This window comes from uncultured Streptococcus sp. (assembly GCF_963536705.1).
In the GTDB taxonomy this organism is placed as follows: Bacteria; Bacillota; Bacilli; order Lactobacillales; family Streptococcaceae; genus Streptococcus.
Map to the genome: position 1 here is coordinate 40,028 of NZ_CAUTAP010000017.1, position 18,878 is coordinate 58,905.

Sequence of the window (18,878 nt, forward strand, 5' to 3'; positions counted from 1 at the left end):
AGATAAAGGAAGTAGCCAAGGCTGGGCTATTTTCCATCTCATATCATAAACATTAGAAAGAGGAGCGAGTTGCAATTCAGATTTGAGTTCTGCTTCGCTGCTCTTTTTTAGGTAAGAAAATGAATGAAATTGAAGAATGGCTGAACAGCCGAATTGGTCTAAACTTTCGTTCGGGTCTGGGGCGGATGCAGCAGGCTGTAGCTCTTTTGGGGAATCCTGAGCGGAGCTATCCAACGATCCATGTAACGGGTACAAATGGCAAAGGTTCTACTATTGCTTTCATGCGTCGGCTGTTTGCGGAGCATGGTCGCAAGACAGGAAGTTTTACCTCGCCCCACATGATTAGTATTCATGATCGGATTTGTATCAACGGTCAACCGATTGCCTCGGCTGATTTTATCCGTCTGGGTCAGCAGGTGCAAAAGATGGAGCAAGAACTGATCAAAAGTCATGACCAGTTGTCCTATTTTGAAATTCTGACCTTGATTGCCTTTCTTTATTTCAAGGAGCAGGCAGTGGATCTGGCCTTGATTGAGGTGGGGATTGGCGGACTCTTGGACACGACTAATGTCATTACAGGAGATATTGCAGTCATCAGCTCTGTGGGCTTGGACCATCAGGAGACTCTGGGAAGGAGCTTGACGGCGATTGCGGAGCAAAAGGCAGGGATTTTCAAGCCGGGGCGGCCAGCGGTCATCGGGCCGCTGCCAGAGGAGGCACGATTGGTTTGTGAGCAGCGAGCTCAGGAGCTGGGAATAGAACTCTATCAGTATGGTCGCGATTTTTTTCTGACGAATCAGACTTTTTCTAATTCGATTAGGACCCTATCCAATCTTGAACTGGGACTCAAGGGAGGCTATCAGGAGGAAAATGCAGCGCTGGCTCTGCAGGCTTTCCTGCTCTTCATGCAGCAGCAGGGCTGGGAGATAGATTCTGCTAAGATTCGGATGGCCTTGCAGGAGACTCGATGGGCAGGGCGCTTGGAAGAAGCCAGCCCAGGTATTTATCTTGATGGGGCTCACAATCTGCCCGCGCTGGAGAGGTTAGTGGAGTTTATCCAGAGCCAGAATGACAAAGAGTGCTTGCTTCTTTTTGGTGCTCTCAAGCGTAAGGACTATAGCACTATGCTGGCTTATCTGCGAGAGGCTCTGCCAGATGTTCAGTTGACGGTCACTTCCTTTTCTGATGGAGATTCCCTTGGTCAAGCTGAAGCGGAAGGCTTCTTATACATAGAGGATTATCGGCAGCTTATTCAGAATTTTCAAGAGAGACAAAACGATAATCAGCTGCTTTTCATTACGGGCTCTCTCTATTTTATTGCAGAAGTCAGAGCTTATTTGACAAGTTTATAAATTGACCGCCGGAGTCCTGCTTTGGTACAATAAAGACAGAAGAAAAAGGAGAATACTATGGCAATTTCTAAAAAGTTAATGTTTTCAGGTCTAACTGCTGTGGCTGTTTTTGCCTTGGCAGCTTGCGGTTCTAATCAGAACCAGACGGCACCTTCCTCTCAGTCTCAGTCAGCCGCTTCCAGCAAGCCAGCAGAGTCTTCGTCGATAGCTAGCACGTCTAGTGCGGCCAATAACAGCTCATCTGCTTCAGCAACTTCTTCTGAGCAAGCAGGCAATGGCGAGCTGGATGGCAGCTACCAGACAAGTCATGAAGGCGATCAGCTGACCTTGCAGATTTCAGGCACTACTGGCCAGCTGACCAAGGTTGAGGCGGATGGTGAGCAGGAGATTGAACAGGTTCAGATTGATGCTACCAACCAGACCATGATCATTGGGGATGACGTCAAACGCTATCGCATTGAGGGCAATCAGCTGACAATTGAGGATCTTTCCCAAGAACCTTATGATGATGACACACTGGTCTTTACGAAACAATGATGAAAGAGCCCTGTCTTGAATAGGGCTTTTCCTTTTATCAGTTGTAATCTTGTAGTGAAATTTTGAGGATAGCGGTCTTCAAATACTGTTCTTGGATTTTCATCAGCTAGAAATACAGTTTGCATTGATATAAACGTTGTTTTAAGGCAGTTTTACTGATATACTAGAATATATGTAATGAGATAGGAGAGTGTATGACTTTCAGGAAATTCCGCTTATTAATGTCAAAATACGGCTTCAGCATCATTATTATGCTGCTGGAGCTAGCCTTTGTCTTTGTTGCGTTCTTCTATTTTAATGAGATTGCACCCAACTGGCTGTCAGTGGCGATGATTGTTTTCCTGTATATTGGGACTATTTTAGCGATTGTCAACCGCAATATGCCGCCTGAGAGCAAGGTCACCTGGCTCCTGATTGCTGTGGTGCCGGTATTTGGCTTCCTACTCTATCTGATGTTTGGCGAGCGGCGGCTGTCTAAAAAGGAAATGATCCAGCTGGAAAATATGGACTCTATGAAATTTCGAGAGGACAATAGCTATGATCTTCGCGTCCAGCTGAAAAAGGAAAACAAGTCGGCTTACGGTATTATCAAGTCGCTGCTGAGTATGGACAATAACGCAGATGTCTATGACGGTACAGCTTCTCGTTATTTTCCCATCGGTGAGGAGATGTTTGAGGCCATGCTAGCAGATCTGCGGGCTGCTGAGAAATTCATTTTTCTGGAGTTTTATATCATCGATGAAGGACTGATGTGGAACAGTGTTCTGGATATCTTGGTCGAAAAAGCCGCCCAGGGCGTTGAAGTCAAGCTGCTCTATGATGATATTGGCTGCATGGCAACTCTGCCGGGCGATTATACCCGTAAACTGCGCAAGATGGGCATCGAGGCTTATAAGTTTAACAAGGTGATTCCGCGAATGACGGTATCCTACAACAACCGTGACCACCGCAAGATTTTGGTCATTGACGGTCAGGTTGGCTATACTGGCGGCATCAATCTAGCTGACGAGTATATCAATCATATTGTTCGTTTTGGCCATTGGAAAGATGGCGGCGTACGCTTGGAAGGTCGGGCAGTCAAGGCTCTGACGCGGCTCTTTCTCATGAACTGGTACATCAACCGCGGGGAAATCACAGACTTTGACAAGTACCATCTGGAAAATAAAGCTGTCAAAGGCAAAGGGCTTTACGTTCCCTATGGCAGCGGGCCTAAGCCTATTTATAAGGGTCAGGTTGGCAAAACGGTCTATCAAAATATCATCAGTCAGGCTACGGACTATGTCTACATTACCACGCCTTATCTGATTATTGACTATGACCTGACGGAGGATATCAAGAATGCTGCTATGCGGGGAGTGGATGTCCGCATCGTGACTCCTTTCATTCCGGACAAGAAGCTGATTCAGATTGTTACCCGCGGAGCCTATCCAGATCTGATGGAGGCAGGGGTTAAAATCTTTGAGTACACGCCAGGGTTTATCCACAGCAAGAATGTGGTGGCTGATGATGAATTTGCTGTGGTAGGGACGATTAACTTTGACTACCGCAGTCTGGTGCACCATTATGAAAATGCAGTTCTGATGTACCATACGGAGAGTATCCCAGCTATCAAGGAAGATTTTGAAGCCATTTTTGAAGCTTCTGAGGAAATTCTTCCTGAAAATCTTGATAGCAGCTGGTATCGTCGCCTTATCAAAGAAATCATGCAGCTCTTTGCACCTATGCTCTAATGCCGGAGGAGGGTAAGTTCTGCAGAAATATACAGAAAATCTGAGGCGGAAGTCTCAGATTTTTTTGTATGTGCTTTTGCGGTTTGTGCTGAGATATCTTTTTGGCATTCTCACTTTTATATGGGGACGGATTTTTGCTCTGTTTTTACGAATGTAAAAAATAAAGGAATTTTTTAAGATGATAATGGAGAAAATTTCCAGTCAGCCGCTTGCTTATGAAACGAGAGAATATCGCTGTTTTCGGGAATTGGAGGAGCTGGCTAGAAGCTATAATACTCAGAAGAAGGGGCAAGAGAAAGCTGACAGGAGGACAGGAATTTGATATACTAGATGGGACTGATATCAAGGAGAATATTTTATATGCATGATACAACGGAAGAAAAAGTTTTAGAGGTTTCAGAGGAGCAGCTGACTAGGGCTGAAAGGTCTGAGCAAAAATTCACCAAGCCAGAGCCGACGCCCTATTTTTTGACCCTCTTGTGCAGTTTGGCTATCAGCCTACTGAGTGTGGTCAATCCTTTGTTGACTAATCTAGCAACGAATTTACAAAGTCAGAACCTCTATGCCGGCTGGGCCATGACTCGGGGGCAGGTGCCTTATTCGCAAATATATGGGACTAGTGGTCTGCTTTACTATCTGATGGCTTGGACTAGCAGTCTGGCTTTTGGACAGCTTTTGTGGATGGTCTTTCAGACGCTGGCTCTGTGGCTGGCCGGACTTTTCCTGTACAAGACCTTGGTGCTCTTACAGCCTAAACAGGATTTATCGCGCAGCCTCCTGCTGCTCTTTTACCTGCTAGTCTTTGCCCTTGGATTTGGCGGTCTTTACTCTAGTATTTTTGTTCTGCCCTTTATTTTTTGGAATCTATCTTTTTTGGTGCGCTATCTGCAGGATTCAATCAAGGATGAAAAGTTCATTCTTTATGGGGCTTTCGGAGCCCTTGCTTTTATGATTGATCCGGTTTCCAGCCTAGTCTTCTATTCTTTGACTGCTCTGGTACTTTTGGTCTACAATATCGCAGCCAAGCGTGCGGCTCGAGGCTTCTATCAGCTTTTAGCTGGTCTCTTTGGCTTCTCAGTGATTTTTTATCCTATTGGCTACTTTACTGTTGCCAATCAAACCTTTGGCCAAGCCATTAGTCAGGTGACCTATGCTTGGGATTCTATTAGCTTGATTGGCAGTCATAGTCTTTCTAATTTGATTTATTATGGCTTGCTGACGGTCGGTCTAGGTTTCATTTCTGCTTTGGGTATCAATCTCTTTTCAAGAGAAAAGGGACAAGCAACTAGCTTGCGCGTCTTGCGCTTTATCGGTCTGCTAGGGCTCTTCATTACTGTCTTTGCGGCTTTTATCCTGCCAGATCAGGGCAGTTATCAACTGCTTCCGGCCCTACCTTTTGCCATGATTCTTTTTGCTTTGTGGTTCAATAAAGGCAAGCAGCAGGCACCAGGGCGTCATCGCCGGGATCGCCGTCGTCCTACGATGTGGACTTCCTATCTCTCAGGCCAGTTCTTTCTGCCGCTCGTAGCCATTTTCTATCTGATTGGCTATCCTTTGGTGAATGAGTATATCCTTTCCAGCGGTGTCTCTGCTGAAAGAAGTGAGGCAGCTCAGTACATTAAGGAAAAGACCAAGGACGGGGATACTATCTATGCTTGGGATACCTCGGCTAGTCTGTATCAAAAGAGCGGCCGTCTATCTGCTGTCTCTCTCTTGTCTCCAACTTTGTATGTGGGAACGGCTGAAAATCGTTTGGGTCTTCAGAATGGACTGGAAAACAGTCAGCCCAAGTATATTTTGGTTAACAATGATGTCAAACTGCTGTCGGATGTGAAACAGCTAATTTCCAAAAATTATAAGGAATCTGACCTCAAACTCGACCATTTCAAGCTTTATCAACTTAAGTAGTAAAAAATCAATATGTTGTGTATAAAAAGAAAAAATAACTTTTTTGCCACAACATATTGATTTTTAATTTTAACGTGCTATAATGAGTCTTGTATCGACTTATTTATAAAATACTGTTCTTTGGATGAACTACTATCGGAGATTTCTTGGAAATTTCTTAGCAAGCGATAGGTTTAAAGAGGCTTGATTTGTCCTAAGGGCAGAGAAAAGGAAGTGTTCGTGATGATTTTAAGGGAAGAGAAGTTTGAAACTGCTCCAGCGATTTATGTGGAGAAGCGGGACGGCCGCAGAGTGGCTTTTGATGTGTCAAAGATCTATAAGGCTATGGTGCGGGCAGCTCAGGAAGTCGGTCCGCTGAATCCAATGCTGGAAGCCAAGCTAGAAGCTATCACAGACCGCATTGTGGCAGAAATCAGCAGTCGCTTCGCTAAGTATGTCAAAATCTATGAGATTCAGAACATCGTTGAACATGAGCTTTTGAATGCCAAGGAATATGCCATTGCAGAGAACTACATCACTTACCGCACCCAAAGGGATTTTGAACGCTCAAAAGCGACAGATATCAACTTTACTATTGACAAGCTCCTCAACAAAGATCGCACGGTGGTTAACGAGAATGCCAATAAGGACAGTGATGTTTTCAATACACAACGGGATTTGACGGCTGGGATTGTCGGCAAATCCATCGGCCTTAAGATGCTGCCGCCTCATGTGGCCAATGCCCACCAGAAGGGGGACATCCACTACCATGATTTGGACTACAGCCCTTATACGCCAATGACGAACTGCTGTTTGATTGACTTTAACGGCATGCTGAAAAATGGCTTCAAGATTGGCAATGCAGAAGTAGAGAGTCCCAAGTCTATCCAGACTGCGACAGCTCAAATCTCGCAAATCATTGCCAATGTAGCTTCCAGTCAGTACGGCGGTTGTTCGGCCGATCGGATTGATGAAGTCTTGGCGCCTTATGCTGAGCTTAATTATCAAAAGCATCTCAAGGATGCGGAGCAATGGGTTTTTCCGGATAAGCAGGAAGAGTACGCCTGGGCGAAGACCAAGAAGGACATCTACGATGCCATGCAGTCGCTGGAGTATGAGATCAATACCCTCTTTACCTCTAACGGTCAGACGCCTTTTACTTCGCTAGGCTTTGGTTTGGGGACCAATCGCTTTGAGCGGGAGATTCAGAAGGCTATTCTCAATATTCGTATCAAGGGACTGGGAAGCGAGCACCGCACAGCAATTTTCCCTAAGCTGATTTTCACCCTTAAGCGTGGGCTCAATCTCGAGCCGGGAACGCCGAACTATGACATCAAAGAACTGGCTCTGGAGTGTGCCACTAAGCGCATGTATCCAGATGTGCTTTCCTATGACAAGATTATCGACTTGACTGGTTCTTTCAAGGTGCCGATGGGCTGCCGTTCTTTCCTGCAAGGCTGGAAGGATGAAAATGGCCAGGAAGTCAACTCCGGCCGTATGAATCTAGGTGTCGTTACTGTCAATCTGCCACGAATTGCCCTTGAATCCGAGGGGGATTTGGATAAATTCTGGGAACTTTTTAACGAGCGGATGAATATAGCTGAAGATGCTTTGGTCTACCGAGTGGAACGGACCAAAGAAGCTAGTCCAGCCAATGCACCGATTCTTTATCAGTATGGGGCTTTTGGCCAGCGCTTGGGCAAGTATGATCAGGTAGACCAGCTCTTTACTCACCGTCGTGCGACGGTTTCCCTAGGTTATATCGGTCTGTATGAAGTGGCAGCAGTCTTTTATGGCGGTAATTGGGAAACTAATCCAGAAGCCAAGGACTTTACGATTGCTATTGTCAAAGATATGAAGCGCCGGGTGGAAGAGTGGTCCGAGCAGTATGACTATCATTTTTCTGTCTACTCGACACCATCTGAAAGCCTGACCGATCGTTTCTGCCGTTTGGATACAGAGAAGTTTGGGGTCGTTCCGGATATTACTGACAAGGAATACTATACTAACTCCTTCCACTACGATGTGCGAAAGAATCCAACGCCTTTTGAAAAGCTGGACTTTGAGAAGATTTATCCTGAAGTGGGGGCCTCAGGTGGCTTTATCCATTATTGTGAGTACCCTGTGCTGCAGCAAAATCCCAAGGCACTGGAAGCTGTCTGGGACTATGCCTATGACCGGGTTGGCTATTTGGGAACCAATACACCGATTGACCGCTGTTACAAGTGTAATTTTGAGGGAGACTTCACGCCGACCGAGCGGGGCTTCACCTGTCCAAACTGTGGCAACAGCGATCCCAAGACGGTTGATGTAGTCAAGCGGACCTGCGGTTACTTAGGAAATCCGCAAGCCCGTCCAATGGTCAATGGCCGACACAAGGAAATATCAGCTCGGGTTAAGCACATGAATGGCTCGACTATTAAGTACGAAGGAAATTAAGATGGGAAAGTATCAATTGGACGACAAAGGAAAGGCTCAGGTGCAGCGTTTCCATGAAAAACATTCGCAGGGCGGCAGCAGCAAAAAAGAACGATTAGCCAAACTGCGTCAGCAATTTTTAGAAAAGAACAAGAAACAATAGAAGTCAGAGTGGGGCGCAAGGCGGTCTCACTCTCTTCGTATCAGGAGGATCTATGGAGCTGAGACGACCGAAACTAGAAGACAAGGAAAAGATTTTAGAGATGCTGGCTGACTTTGAAGCAGCTGGTAGTCGGCAGGATGGCTTCTTTGGCGGAGCGGATTTTGTCTACGAGGACTGGCTGGAGACTATTCAGCTAGCTGAGGCAGGTCTAGGCTTGCCAGAAGGGTTTGTGCCTTACATCCAACTAATCTCTTTTGCTGCGGATGGTCAGGTTGTAGGCTTTCTCAATCTGCGCTTGCGGCTTAATGACTATTTGCTCCAAGAAGGCGGGCATATCGGTTACAGTATCCGTCCCTCTGCGCGTGGGAAAGGATTGGCCAAAGAGCAGCTGCGACAAGGCTTACAAGTAGCCAAAAGTAAAAATATTAAACAAGTCCTAGTGACTTGCGATAGTGATAATGCTGCCAGTCGAGCAGTGATTCTGGCTAATGGCGGAGCTTTAGAGGATATTCGAGGCGGGAAAGAGCGCTACTGGATTGATGTCAATTAAGGAGGGAGCATGGAGCTAAGACGACCAACTTTGGAAGATAAAGACGCTATTTTAGAGATGATTGCGGAGTTCGATGCAGCAAAATCCTATATGCACGGTGGCATGGGCTCCACTTGGAAGCGAGCAAAGGATTATGAGGATTGGTTGAAAATTGTAGAACAGAAGGAAGATGTGGCAAACTTGCCAGCAGGTTGGGTTCCTGCCATCCAATTTTTGTCCTTTGACGAGACCGGCTTGCCTCTGGGCTTTTTAGCCCTGCGCTTGTCCTTAAATGACAAATTATTTGTAGAGGGTGGGCATATTGGCTATTCTATTCGGCCTAGTCAACGCAGAAAGGGCTTGGCTAAGTTGCAGCTAAAGCTAGGACTGGCAGAAGCTAGAAAGCAAAGACTAGAACGAGTGCTGATTACCTGCGATGAAGACAACGAAGCCAGCCGACGCACGATTCTCTCTGCTGGCGGTGTTTACGAAAATACAATTGACAGAAGTCAGCGCTACTGGATTGATTTGGAGGATGAAGATGAACAATCCCAAACCTCAAGAATGGAAAAGTGAGGAGCTGAGCAAGGGACGAATCATTGACTATAAGGCCTTTAACTTTGTAGATGGCGAAGGCGTCCGCAACTCCCTCTATGTCAGTGGTTGTATGTTTCACTGTGAGGGCTGCTATAATGCCGCAACCTGGTCCTTCAATGCTGGCATTCCCTATACCCAAGAGTTGGAGGAGCAGATTATGAAAGACTTGGCGGAGCCTTATGTACAGGGGCTGACCCTCCTAGGCGGCGAGCCCTTTCTCAATACAGGCATTCTCCTGCCCTTGGTCAAGCGGATTCGGAGAGAGCTTCCAGACAAGGATATCTGGTCCTGGACGGGCTACACCTGGGAGGAGATGATGCTGGAAACGGAGGATAAGCTGGAGCTGCTGAGTTTGATTGACATTCTGGTGGACGGCCGTTTTGACCTTACCAAGAAGAATCTCATGCTGCAGTTCCGCGGTTCCTCCAATCAGCGCATCATTGATGTGCAGAAATCCCTTCAGTCAGGCCAAGTAGTCATCTGGGATAAGCTGAATGATGGCCTTCAGGCCTATGAGCAAGTTGACAGGGATAAGATGCTTTAAAAACTAAGTAGAATACTGATATAAAAGAGGTTTTGCCTCTTTTTTCTATTGTCAAAAACAGTATAAAATATTGGTTTTTCGAGAAGGAAAAAAGAATTTACCGAAAATTAATACAGACTGTCCTTTTTTGTCAACAAATTTTGGAAAAAACTAAAATATTTTTAAATATTTTAGTGTATCATAATGCATTTATGATATAATAAAATGTATTTATATCTCAGGGGAGAAAAAGGGAGAATTATGAATCAACATAGGAGAAATGTGCCTGCTTCTAAAAAGGGGAAGAAGCTGAGGCTCTTTAATGCAGCTTTACTGACATTGGTAAGCTTGGTTTCAGGTTTGCTTGTTTTTTCTATATTTAAAAATAATGTTCTGGCGTTTCATCACCTGAACCTTATTTTGTCTGCTCTTTTGGCGGCTGTTATTTTACTGGCAGCCTTCTTTGTATGGAAAAATAAGTTCAAAGTTCTGACAACCTTACTTTTGCTTGTGACTCTGCTGGTATCTTCAGGAGCCATGTACGGGGTCAAGGAGCTGATGGACTTATCTAGAGGTGTGAACTCCACTTCAAATTACTCTGAAATTGAAATGGCCGTTTATGTCCGGACAGACAGCGATAAATCAGATGTAACTCAACTGAAGAAGCTGACAGCTCCGACTGAAAATGGGGATAAGGACAATGTGACAGCTCTTCTGGAGCACATCAAGAAGACTAAAAAGACAGAACTCACAGTGGAAAACAGCACGTCTTATATCGCAGCCTACAAGGCCCTCATCAATCAAGAGACTGAGGCCATTGCCCTCAATAGCTCGTTTGGAGACATGCTGGCTTCTCATGATGCTGACTATGCTTCAAAGATAAAGAAAATCTATACTTATAAAATCACCCGTCAAGTAGAGACAGGCAAGCGCAGGGATGCTGCCAATGCGGATGTCTTCAATATCTATGTCAGCGGTATCGATACTTATGGCTCGATTTCATCTGTCTCTCGCTCAGATGTCAATATCATCATGACGGTCAATCGCAAGACCAAGAAAGTCCTCTTGACGACAACTCCTCGTGATTCTTATGTGGCGATTGCAGATGGAGGAGCTGGGCAGATGGACAAGCTGACCCATGCAGGTATTTACGGAGTAGATGCTTCTGTCCACACGCTGGAAAATCTTTACGGCATTCGCATTGATTACTATGTTCGTCTGAATTTCTCTTCTTTCCTCAAGCTAGTAGACCTGTTGGGAGGGATTGATGTTGAAAATGACCAAGAATTTACCAGCCGACATGGTAATCATCATTTCCCAGTAGGGAAAGTTCATATGAACTCAGATCAGGCATTAGGCTTTGTTCGCGAGCGCTACTCTCTTCAGGGAGGCGACAATGACCGCGGGAAAAATCAAGAAAAGGTTATCGAAGCAGTCATTAAAAAGCTGACTTCAACTAGTGCTTTGAAGAACTACAACGAGATTATTTCCGGCTTGCAGGACTCTATCCAGACCAATATGGAGCTGCCTGTTCTTATGAATCTGGTCAATACCCAGCTGGAGTCAGGTGGAAACTATCAGGTTCAGTCACAAGCTATCAGCGGAAACGGACGCATGGATCTACCATCCTACGCTATGCCAGATTCCAATCTCTACATGATGGAAATCCAGCCAGAAAGCCTTGATAATGCTAAGGCAGCGATTCAGCAGGTAATGGAAGGGAAAACACCATGATTGATATCCATTCTCATATTATCTTTGATGTGGACGATGGTCCTAAGAATTTTGAGGATTCCAAAAAACTGCTGGAAGAAAGTTATCGACAGGGAGTTCGGACTATTATCTCTACCTCTCATCGCAGAAAGGGCATGTTTGAAACGCCTGAGGAGACCATTAGAGCTAACTTTAAAATGGTAAAAGAACTGGCAGAGCTTGTAGCGCCTGACTTGACGGTTCTCTATGGGGCAGAGATTTATTACACCAGTGATGTGGCGGATAAGTTGGAAAAGGGGATTTTCCCCAGTCTAGCTGGCACACGTTACGTGCTGATTGAGTTTAGCATGGCAACGCCTTATAAAGACATCCATAAAGGTTTGGCTCAGATTCTGCGGCTTGGTTTGACACCGGTCGTGGCTCATATTGAGCGCTATCACTGCCTGGAAAATGATGAAAAGAAGGTTCAGGAGCTCATTAATATGGGCTGCTATACTCAGATTAACAGCTCCAGTGTTCTGAAGCCTAAGTTGCTTGGAGACTCGCATAAATTTATGAAAAAACGGGCTCAGTTCTTTTTGGAGAAGGACTTAGTCCACTTTGTTGCCAGCGACATGCACAATCTAAGCCAGAGACCGCCCTTTATGAAAGAGGCCTTTGACATCGTCGCTAAGAAATACTGTTCCCGCCGGGCAGAAGCCCTCTTTGGCGGCAACCAAGCATTATTATTGAAAAATGAATTGATTTAGGGGAAAAATGGAAAAACAAGAAAAGCAAATCGTAGAAATCGATATTCTGTCCTTGCTGAGAGCCTTATGGCTGAAGAAATTTACCATCGTATTGGGAGCGGTGCTCTTTTCTTTACTGGCTTTTGGCTACAGCGTCTTTATTGCTAAGAAAATGTATCAGAGTACCACGCGCATCTATGTGGTCAGCCGTCAGAACGAAACACAGGCAGCTTTGACTAATCAGGACTTGCAGGCAGGGTCTTACCTCGTTAAGGACTTTAAGGAAATCATTCTGTCACAGGCGGTTCTGTCACAGGCAATTAGTGAGTTGAAACTGCAAACGTCACCAAGAGAGCTGACGCGTCACATCACCGTTTCCGTTCCGGCGGATACTCGTATCGTTTCGATTACGGTTAAAGATGACAATCCAGAGGAAGCGGCTCGCATTGCCAATGCCTTTCGGAATATCGCTGCTGAGAAAATTATTGAAGTGACAAAAGTTTCTGATGTGACAACTTTGGAAGAAGCAACAGTCCCAGCAGAGCCTTCTTCACCAAATATTCGGCGTAATGTTATCTTAGGATTTTTAGGGGGCAGTGTCCTGATGTCGATCTTTATCATCGCGGTAGAAATCCTGGATGATCGGGTGAAGAAGCCAGAGGACATTGAAGAAGTCATGGGCTTGACGCTGTTGGGCGTTATCCCAGATATGAACAGAATGTAAGGGAGAGAAAATGGCAACCTTAGAATTAGTTAGGAAAAAAAGGAACCTTGTCAAACTAACCGAGGAATACTACAATGCTCTAAGTACTAATGTACAGCTGAGCGGCGCCAATATCAAGATGGTCGAAATAAGCTCGGTGACGGCAAATGAAGGAAAGTCTACAACCTCAGTGAATCTCGCGGCCGCCTTTGCCAGAGCTGGTCATAAGACCTTGATGATCGATGCGGATATCCGCAACTCAGTTATGTCCGGTGTGTTTAGCAGTCAGAGAAAAGTATCAGGACTGACGGACTATTTGTCAGGACAGGCTGCCCTGCACGAAGTCATCAATGATACAGATCTGGACAACCTAGATGTGATCTTGTCTGGTCCAGTATCACCTAATCCGACTGGGCTTTTGCAAAGCAAGCAGTTTGATGCGCTTTTGACGGACTTACGTGTTCGTTATGACTACATCATTGTGGATACTTCACCGATTGGTCTGGTCATTGATGCGGCTATCATCGCTCAGAAATGCGATGCCAGCTTCTTGGTGACACAAGCAGGCCATATCAAACGAAAAGCAGTCATGAAAGCTAAAGAGCAGTTGGAACAAACGGGAACTCCTTTTTTGGGTGTTGTCCTCAATAAATATAACATTGATTTGGAACGCTATGGTGCCTACGGAACTTATGGAGGATACGGCAGCTATGGCAATTATGGGAAATAATAGGGATTAAAGAGTTTTAGGATAATTGGGAGATTATTATGTTTAGGGACAGGAAGGAATTTCAAAAGGCAGAACTTGCCTTTGTTCAGCTTTTTGCTGTACTCTTTACAGGATTTTTAGTGAGTCCTTTAAGGGAAACGGAAATTAATCAGCACAGTATTTTAGTGCTTGCATTCTTGCATGTCATTGCTTTTTATGCCAGCGATTTTTGCTATGACATCCTGAAGCGGGGCTATTTAGAAGAGTTTATTTTCACTGTGAGATATAGTATTTTTTATAGCTTGGCGATTAGTTTTGCTTCTTTCATGATGCAGGATAGATTTTCTATTTCTCGAAGAGGGCTTATTTACTTTGTCATTGTAAATGCAGCGCTAGTCTATTTTGTTAATTTGGCTTTTAAACGTTATCAGAAGACTGTTTATCCAAACTTGAAAAATAGTAAAAGAGTTTTTCTAATTACAACAGGTGATTCTCTGGATAAGGTCTTTGATCGCCTGCAAGAATCATTCGATATAGGGGGCAGGATTGTTGCGGTGTCTTTACTAGATGATGCTCCGTTTAGCAATCCCAATGTAAAAATCGTTCCTAAAGAAAAAATCATTTCATTTGCAACGCGTGAAGTAGTGGACGAAGTGTTCATCAACCTGCCAAATGAGGAATATAACATTGAAGGATTTATTTCACAGTTTGAAGCAATGGGAATCGATGTTTCTGTCAATATCAATGTTTTCGATTTTATCTCTATGGGAGAGAAACGGGTTCGAGAAGTTGCAGGCTTGAGTGTGGTCACTTTTTCAACAAACTTTTACAAGTATGGCCATGTGTTAGCAAAACGCACGCTGGATATTATCGGTGCTTTGGTAGGTCTCTTCTTCTGTGGTTTGGCTGCTCTTGTTTTAGTTCCGCTTATCAAGAAGGATGGTGGACCTGCTATCTTTGCCCAGGAGAGAATTGGAAAGAATGGGCGTCGTTTCAAGTTCTATAAGTTCCGGTCTATGTACACTGATGCTGAAGAGCGGAAAAAAGATTTGATGGCGCAAAATACTATGGTTGGCGGTATGTTTAAGGTCAATAATGACCCACGGATTACGCCTATCGGCCACTTTATCCGTAAAACTAGCTTAGACGAACTACCGCAGTTTTATAATGTTTTAATTGGGGATATGAGCTTGGTTGGGACGCGACCGCCAACTGTTGATGAGTATGAGCAATATACACCAGAACAAAAACGCCGCCTCAGCTTTAAGCCAGGTATCACAGGTCTCTGGCAGGTTAGTGGACGCAGTCAGATTACAGACTTTAATGAAGTGGTGCGTTTGGATGTTGCTTATATAGATGAATGGACGATTTGGTCAGACATCAGAATTTTGCTAAAGACTTTTAGAGTTGTATTGGCTAGAGATGGAGCAAAGTAGGGGGAGAAACAGTTTTTTTGCAGTTAGGAGGAGTATGAAAAAGTCAGTTTATATCGTGGGATCTAAAGGTATCCCAGCTAAATATGGTGGATTTGAGACCTTTGTTGAGAAGCTGACCGCCTGCCAGAAAAATTCTAATATCCAGTACTATGTGGCTTGTATGAGGGAGAATTCAGCCAAGTCTGGGATTTTAGAGGATACTTTCGAGTATAATGGAGCTATATGTTACAACATAGATGTGCCTAAGATTGGCTCAGCTCGAGCGATTGCCTACGATATTGCTGCGCTAAATAAGGCTATTGAGCTAGCTGAGCAGAATCAAGATTCTGAGCCAATTTTCTACGTTCTAGCTTGTAGAATTGGCCCTTTTATCGGAAACATCAAAAAGAAAATCAAAGCACTGGGCGGCAAGCTCCTTGTCAATCCCGATGGTCATGAATGGCTGCGAGCTAAATGGAGCATGCCAGTACGCAAGTATTGGAAAATTTCTGAAGCACTGATGGTTAAGCATGCAGATCTCTTAGTTTGTGATAGTGAGAATATCGAATCTTACATAAAAGCAGACTATGTGAGATATGCTCCAAAGACAACTTACGTTGCCTATGGGACAGATACAAGCAGATCTGAGTTGTCTGCTAACGAAGACAAAGTTCGATTATGGTATCAGGAAAAAAATATTGCTGAGAATGAGTATTACTTAGTTGTTGGGCGCTTTGTGCCAGAAAATAACTATCAAGCCATGATTAAGGGGGTTATGGCATCTCATTCTAAAAAAGACTTTGTCCTGATTACCAATGTTGAAGAAAACAAGTTTTACAATCAGCTGCTCAAAGACACAGGATTTGATAAAGATCCAAGGATTAAATTTGTTGGAACAGTTTATGATCAAGAATTGCTCAAGTACATTCGGGAGAATGCATTTGCCTATCTTCATGGCCACGAAGTTGGCGGAACCAATCCGTCTCTTTTGGAGGCCTTGGCATCTACTAAATTAAATCTCTTATTGGATGTTGGCTTTAACCGTGAGGTTGGTGAAGACGGGGCCATTTATTGGAAAAAAGATGAGTTGGCTCGTGTCATTGAGGAAGTAGAAGGATTTGATCAGGCAGCAATAACTGACTTGGATTTCAAGTCAAGTCAAAGAATCCTCTCAGCTTTCACATGGGAAAAGATTGTGTCAGATTATGAAGAAGTGTTTAAAGGATAGGGAATGAAACGGATTTTATACTTGCATGCTGGTGCAGAAATGTATGGAGCAGATAAGGTTTTATTGGAATTGATCAAAGGATTGGATTCCAAAGAATTTGAAGCTCATGTCATCCTGCCAAATGATGGTGTTTTAGTCGAGGCCTTGCGTCAGGTTGGGGCTCAGGTCAGTGTGTTGGATTATCCGATTTTACGAAGGAAGTATTTTAATCCCAAAGGCATTGCCGACTATATTCGCTCTTATAATTTCTATGCTAAGCAAATCGCCCTCTATGCTCGAGAACACAGTATAGATATGGTTCACAATAATACAGCGGCTGTTTTGGAGGGCATCTATTTGAAACGCAAGCTCAAGCTGCCTTTGATTTGGCATGTTCATGAGATTATCGTCAAACCCAAAGCTATTTCTGACTTTATCAATATGCTCATGGGACGATATGCAGACAAGATTGTGACGGTGTCCCAAGCGGTCGCTAATCATATCAAGCAGTCTCCCTTTATCAAAGATAGCCAAGTGGAAGTGATTTATAACGGTGTCGATAATGCTGTCTATTATCCAATGGATGCGTCTTCTATTCGTGAAAAATTTGACATTGCGCAAGATGCACTTGTGATTGGCATGATTGGTCGGGTCAATGCTATCAAAGGACAAAATGATTTCATAGAAGCAGTCGAGCCACTTTTGGAAAAGAATGAGCAAGCGGTGGCTTTCCTAGCTGGAGGTGTTTTTCCTGGTGAAGAATGGCGCTTAGAAGAACTAGATAAGAGAATAGCTTCTTCATCTGTTGTGTCACAAATTCATCGTATTGATTACTACGATAAGACTTCTGAACTTTATAATATGTTTGATATCTTTGTCTTACCAAGTATAAAACCTGATTCCCTACCTACAGTAGTCCTAGAAGCCATGGCTTGTTCAAAACCAGTTGTTGGTTATAACAATGGGGGAATAGCTGAAATGGTAGTAGATGACAAAAGTGGTTGCTTAGTCAAACCAAATCGTCCTCAAGAACTTTCTAATACCATTTCTCTCTTACTAGATAGTTCTGAAAAAAGAGAAAAATTTGGGCGAGTAGGATATCAGAGACAAAAAGAGCTGTTTTCTTTGGAGAGTTACATCAAGAACTTTTCGGAGTTGTATAAAACAGATAGAAAAGATTAGTTATGAATAAAATAGATTTTGTTGTTACTTGGGTTGATGGGAATGATCCTGTGTGGCAAGAAAAAAAATCAAGCTATGATGGCTCGGTTAATACTTCTAAACAGAGTATGAATTCAGCCAAGGCTTACCGAGAATGGGGGACCTTTAAATATTGGTTTAGAGGAGTTGAAAAATTTGCTCCTTGGGTCAATAAGGTCTACCTCGTGACCGACCAGCAAAAGCCAAGCTGGTTAGATATAAATAGTGAAAAATTGGTGTTGGTAGATCATACAGAGATTATCTGTAATGACTACCTGCCAGTTTTTTCTGCCAATCCTATCGAAAGTAACATCCATCGAATCCCTGGTCTCTCAGAGCATTTTGTTTTTTTTAATGACGATATGTATTTGACAGCTCCAGTCGAGCCGACAGATTTTTTCTCAGAGGATGGTTTACCCAAATATAATACGGCTCTTTCACCGATTATTCCTGAGCGATATGGAACGGGGAATTTTCAGATAAATGACATGGAGATTGTCACTAGCTATTTCAGTCGAAATGAAATTTTGAAGAATGGCCAATTCTTTGATCCAAAGCAGGGATTAAAAAGTATCGTTAAGTCGCTACTATATAGAAACAGTCAGTTTATCTGTGGTTTCTGGGAGAGTCATCTGCCCTATCCTCTACTAAGATCAACGATGAACTTGGTATGGGAAAAGGAAAAAGCTGTCTTGGAAAGAACCTCGGCTAGTCGCTTTAGAAATCCTTCTGATACCAATGTTTGGCTCTTTAAGTATTGGCAGATTGCCAGTGGTCAATACGCTGTCGGAAATCCTAAGTTGGGGGGACTCTTTTCTTTGGATAATGCCGGACCAGATTTTTGGAACTTACTAAATTCTGGCAAATACCAAATTATGTGTATCAATGATGGATTTAACATTCAAGACGAGGAGCAGGTGATGGCAGACTTCATCAAGTCTATGGATCAACTGTTTCTAGATAAAAGCTCATTTGAGATTTAAACTATAAAACTAAGTAAGAGAAAGAAAAAAGATGATTTCGGTAATTGTGCCTGTTTACAATGTGGAGGACTACCTGCATTATGCCATGGAGAGTTTGGAACATCAGACCTACAAGGATATGGAAGTCCTCTTGATTGATGACGGCTCGAGTGATGGCTCAGGACACTTGTGTGACCAGTATGCCCAGCAATATGATTGGGTGACTAGCTACCATAAGGTCAACGGTGGCTTGTCTGATGCTCGGAACTATGGGGTCTTGAAAGCCAAGGGTGACTGGATTACTTTCCTAGATCCAGACGACTATCTGGAACCTTGCGCCTTGGAACTGCTAGCAGAGCTACAAAGTCGTACCCAAGCAGATATGGTGAGTGGCAAAGTAGAGCCAACAGCTCACTATCATCGTTTTCAAAATTTTCACTTGGATCAGCTTGATTTAGACCAAGTTAAGGTCTATGACAAGGCAAAGGCTCTGACTGAGATGCTC

19 protein-coding genes are annotated in these 18,878 nt (G+C 43.9%); all 19 read left to right on the top strand.

What is annotated here, in order from left to right; translation table 11 throughout:
• The first annotated feature begins 119 nt into the window (after positions 1 to 119).
• Complete coding sequence (locus tag RWX26_RS09575) at positions 120 to 1,352, top strand: folylpolyglutamate synthase/dihydrofolate synthase family protein (protein WP_314581234.1); 1,233 nt, start codon at positions 120 to 122, stop codon at positions 1,350 to 1,352.
• 57 nt (positions 1,353 to 1,409) lie between these two features.
• Positions 1,410 to 1,889, top strand: coding sequence for an SP_0198 family lipoprotein (locus tag RWX26_RS09580; RefSeq protein WP_314581236.1), 480 nt, complete (start codon positions 1,410 to 1,412; stop codon positions 1,887 to 1,889).
• 194 nt (positions 1,890 to 2,083) lie between these two features.
• Positions 2,084 to 3,619, top strand: coding sequence for a cardiolipin synthase (gene cls, locus RWX26_RS09585; protein ID WP_314581238.1), 1,536 nt, complete (start codon positions 2,084 to 2,086; stop codon positions 3,617 to 3,619).
• A 178-nt stretch (positions 3,620 to 3,797) separates the two neighbouring features.
• Positions 3,798 to 3,941 carry a hypothetical protein gene (locus RWX26_RS09590; protein ID WP_002931878.1) on the top strand — a complete coding sequence of 48 codons (144 nt, stop codon included), beginning with the start codon at positions 3,798 to 3,800 and terminating at the stop codon, positions 3,939 to 3,941.
• Positions 3,942 to 3,979: 38 nt separating this feature from the next.
• Positions 3,980 to 5,527 (top strand): heme transporter CcmD, encoded by a 1,548-nt coding sequence (locus tag RWX26_RS09595; RefSeq protein ID WP_314581240.1) that lies wholly within the window; start codon positions 3,980 to 3,982, stop codon positions 5,525 to 5,527.
• 222 nt (positions 5,528 to 5,749) lie between these two features.
• Positions 5,750 to 7,945, top strand: a complete 2,196-nt coding sequence (gene nrdD / locus RWX26_RS09600; protein WP_314581268.1) for an anaerobic ribonucleoside-triphosphate reductase — start codon at positions 5,750 to 5,752, stop codon at positions 7,943 to 7,945.
• 1 nt (position 7,946) lies between these two features.
• Positions 7,947 to 8,087, top strand: a complete 141-nt coding sequence (locus RWX26_RS09605) for a hypothetical protein (protein ID WP_002902050.1) — start codon at positions 7,947 to 7,949, stop codon at positions 8,085 to 8,087.
• Positions 8,088 to 8,139: 52 nt separating this feature from the next.
• Positions 8,140 to 8,637, top strand: coding sequence for a GNAT family N-acetyltransferase (locus tag RWX26_RS09610; protein WP_314581243.1), 498 nt, complete (start codon positions 8,140 to 8,142; stop codon positions 8,635 to 8,637).
• Between the two features lie 9 nt (positions 8,638 to 8,646).
• The gene (locus tag RWX26_RS09615; protein WP_314581245.1) at positions 8,647 to 9,192 is read left to right on the top strand and encodes a GNAT family N-acetyltransferase; all 546 of its coding nucleotides are present in this window, start codon (positions 8,647 to 8,649) and stop codon (positions 9,190 to 9,192) included.
• Positions 9,158 to 9,757, top strand: a complete 600-nt coding sequence (nrdG, locus tag RWX26_RS09620; protein ID WP_002899261.1) for an anaerobic ribonucleoside-triphosphate reductase activating protein — start codon at positions 9,158 to 9,160, stop codon at positions 9,755 to 9,757. The genes RWX26_RS09615 and nrdG overlap by 35 nt, the downstream gene beginning before the upstream one ends.
• A 204-nt stretch (positions 9,758 to 9,961) precedes the next feature.
• The gene (locus RWX26_RS09625; protein WP_314581248.1) at positions 9,962 to 11,470 is read left to right on the top strand and encodes an LCP family protein; all 1,509 of its coding nucleotides are present in this window, start codon (positions 9,962 to 9,964) and stop codon (positions 11,468 to 11,470) included.
• The gene (gene cps4B, locus RWX26_RS09630) at positions 11,467 to 12,198 is read left to right on the top strand and encodes a capsular polysaccharide biosynthesis protein Cps4B (RefSeq protein WP_314581251.1); all 732 of its coding nucleotides are present in this window, start codon (positions 11,467 to 11,469) and stop codon (positions 12,196 to 12,198) included. The genes RWX26_RS09625 and cps4B overlap by 4 nt, the downstream gene beginning before the upstream one ends.
• A gap of 7 nt (positions 12,199 to 12,205) precedes the next feature.
• Complete coding sequence (locus RWX26_RS09635) at positions 12,206 to 12,901, top strand: Wzz/FepE/Etk N-terminal domain-containing protein (protein ID WP_002894051.1); 696 nt, start codon at positions 12,206 to 12,208, stop codon at positions 12,899 to 12,901.
• A gap of 10 nt (positions 12,902 to 12,911) precedes the next feature.
• Entirely contained in the window at positions 12,912 to 13,610 is a 699-nt protein-coding gene (locus RWX26_RS09640) for a polysaccharide biosynthesis tyrosine autokinase (protein ID WP_002911466.1), read from the top strand.
• Positions 13,611 to 13,648: 38 nt separating this feature from the next.
• Positions 13,649 to 15,025: a sugar transferase gene (locus RWX26_RS09645; RefSeq protein ID WP_314581254.1), complete on the top strand. Its 1,377-nt coding sequence runs from the start codon at positions 13,649 to 13,651 to the stop codon at positions 15,023 to 15,025.
• Between the two features lie 34 nt (positions 15,026 to 15,059).
• Entirely contained in the window at positions 15,060 to 16,232 is a 1,173-nt protein-coding gene (gene cps2T, locus RWX26_RS09650) for a beta 1-4 rhamnosyltransferase Cps2T (protein ID WP_314581256.1), read from the top strand.
• A 3-nt stretch (positions 16,233 to 16,235) separates the two neighbouring features.
• Positions 16,236 to 17,393, top strand: a complete 1,158-nt coding sequence (locus RWX26_RS09655) for a glycosyltransferase family 4 protein (RefSeq protein WP_314581259.1) — start codon at positions 16,236 to 16,238, stop codon at positions 17,391 to 17,393.
• Between the two features lie 2 nt (positions 17,394 to 17,395).
• Positions 17,396 to 18,394, top strand: a complete 999-nt coding sequence (locus RWX26_RS09660) for a Stealth CR1 domain-containing protein (protein ID WP_314581262.1) — start codon at positions 17,396 to 17,398, stop codon at positions 18,392 to 18,394.
• A 31-nt stretch (positions 18,395 to 18,425) separates the two neighbouring features.
• The coding region (locus RWX26_RS09665; RefSeq protein WP_314581264.1) for a glycosyltransferase family A protein at positions 18,426 to 18,878 on the top strand (453 nt) is incomplete at its 3' end.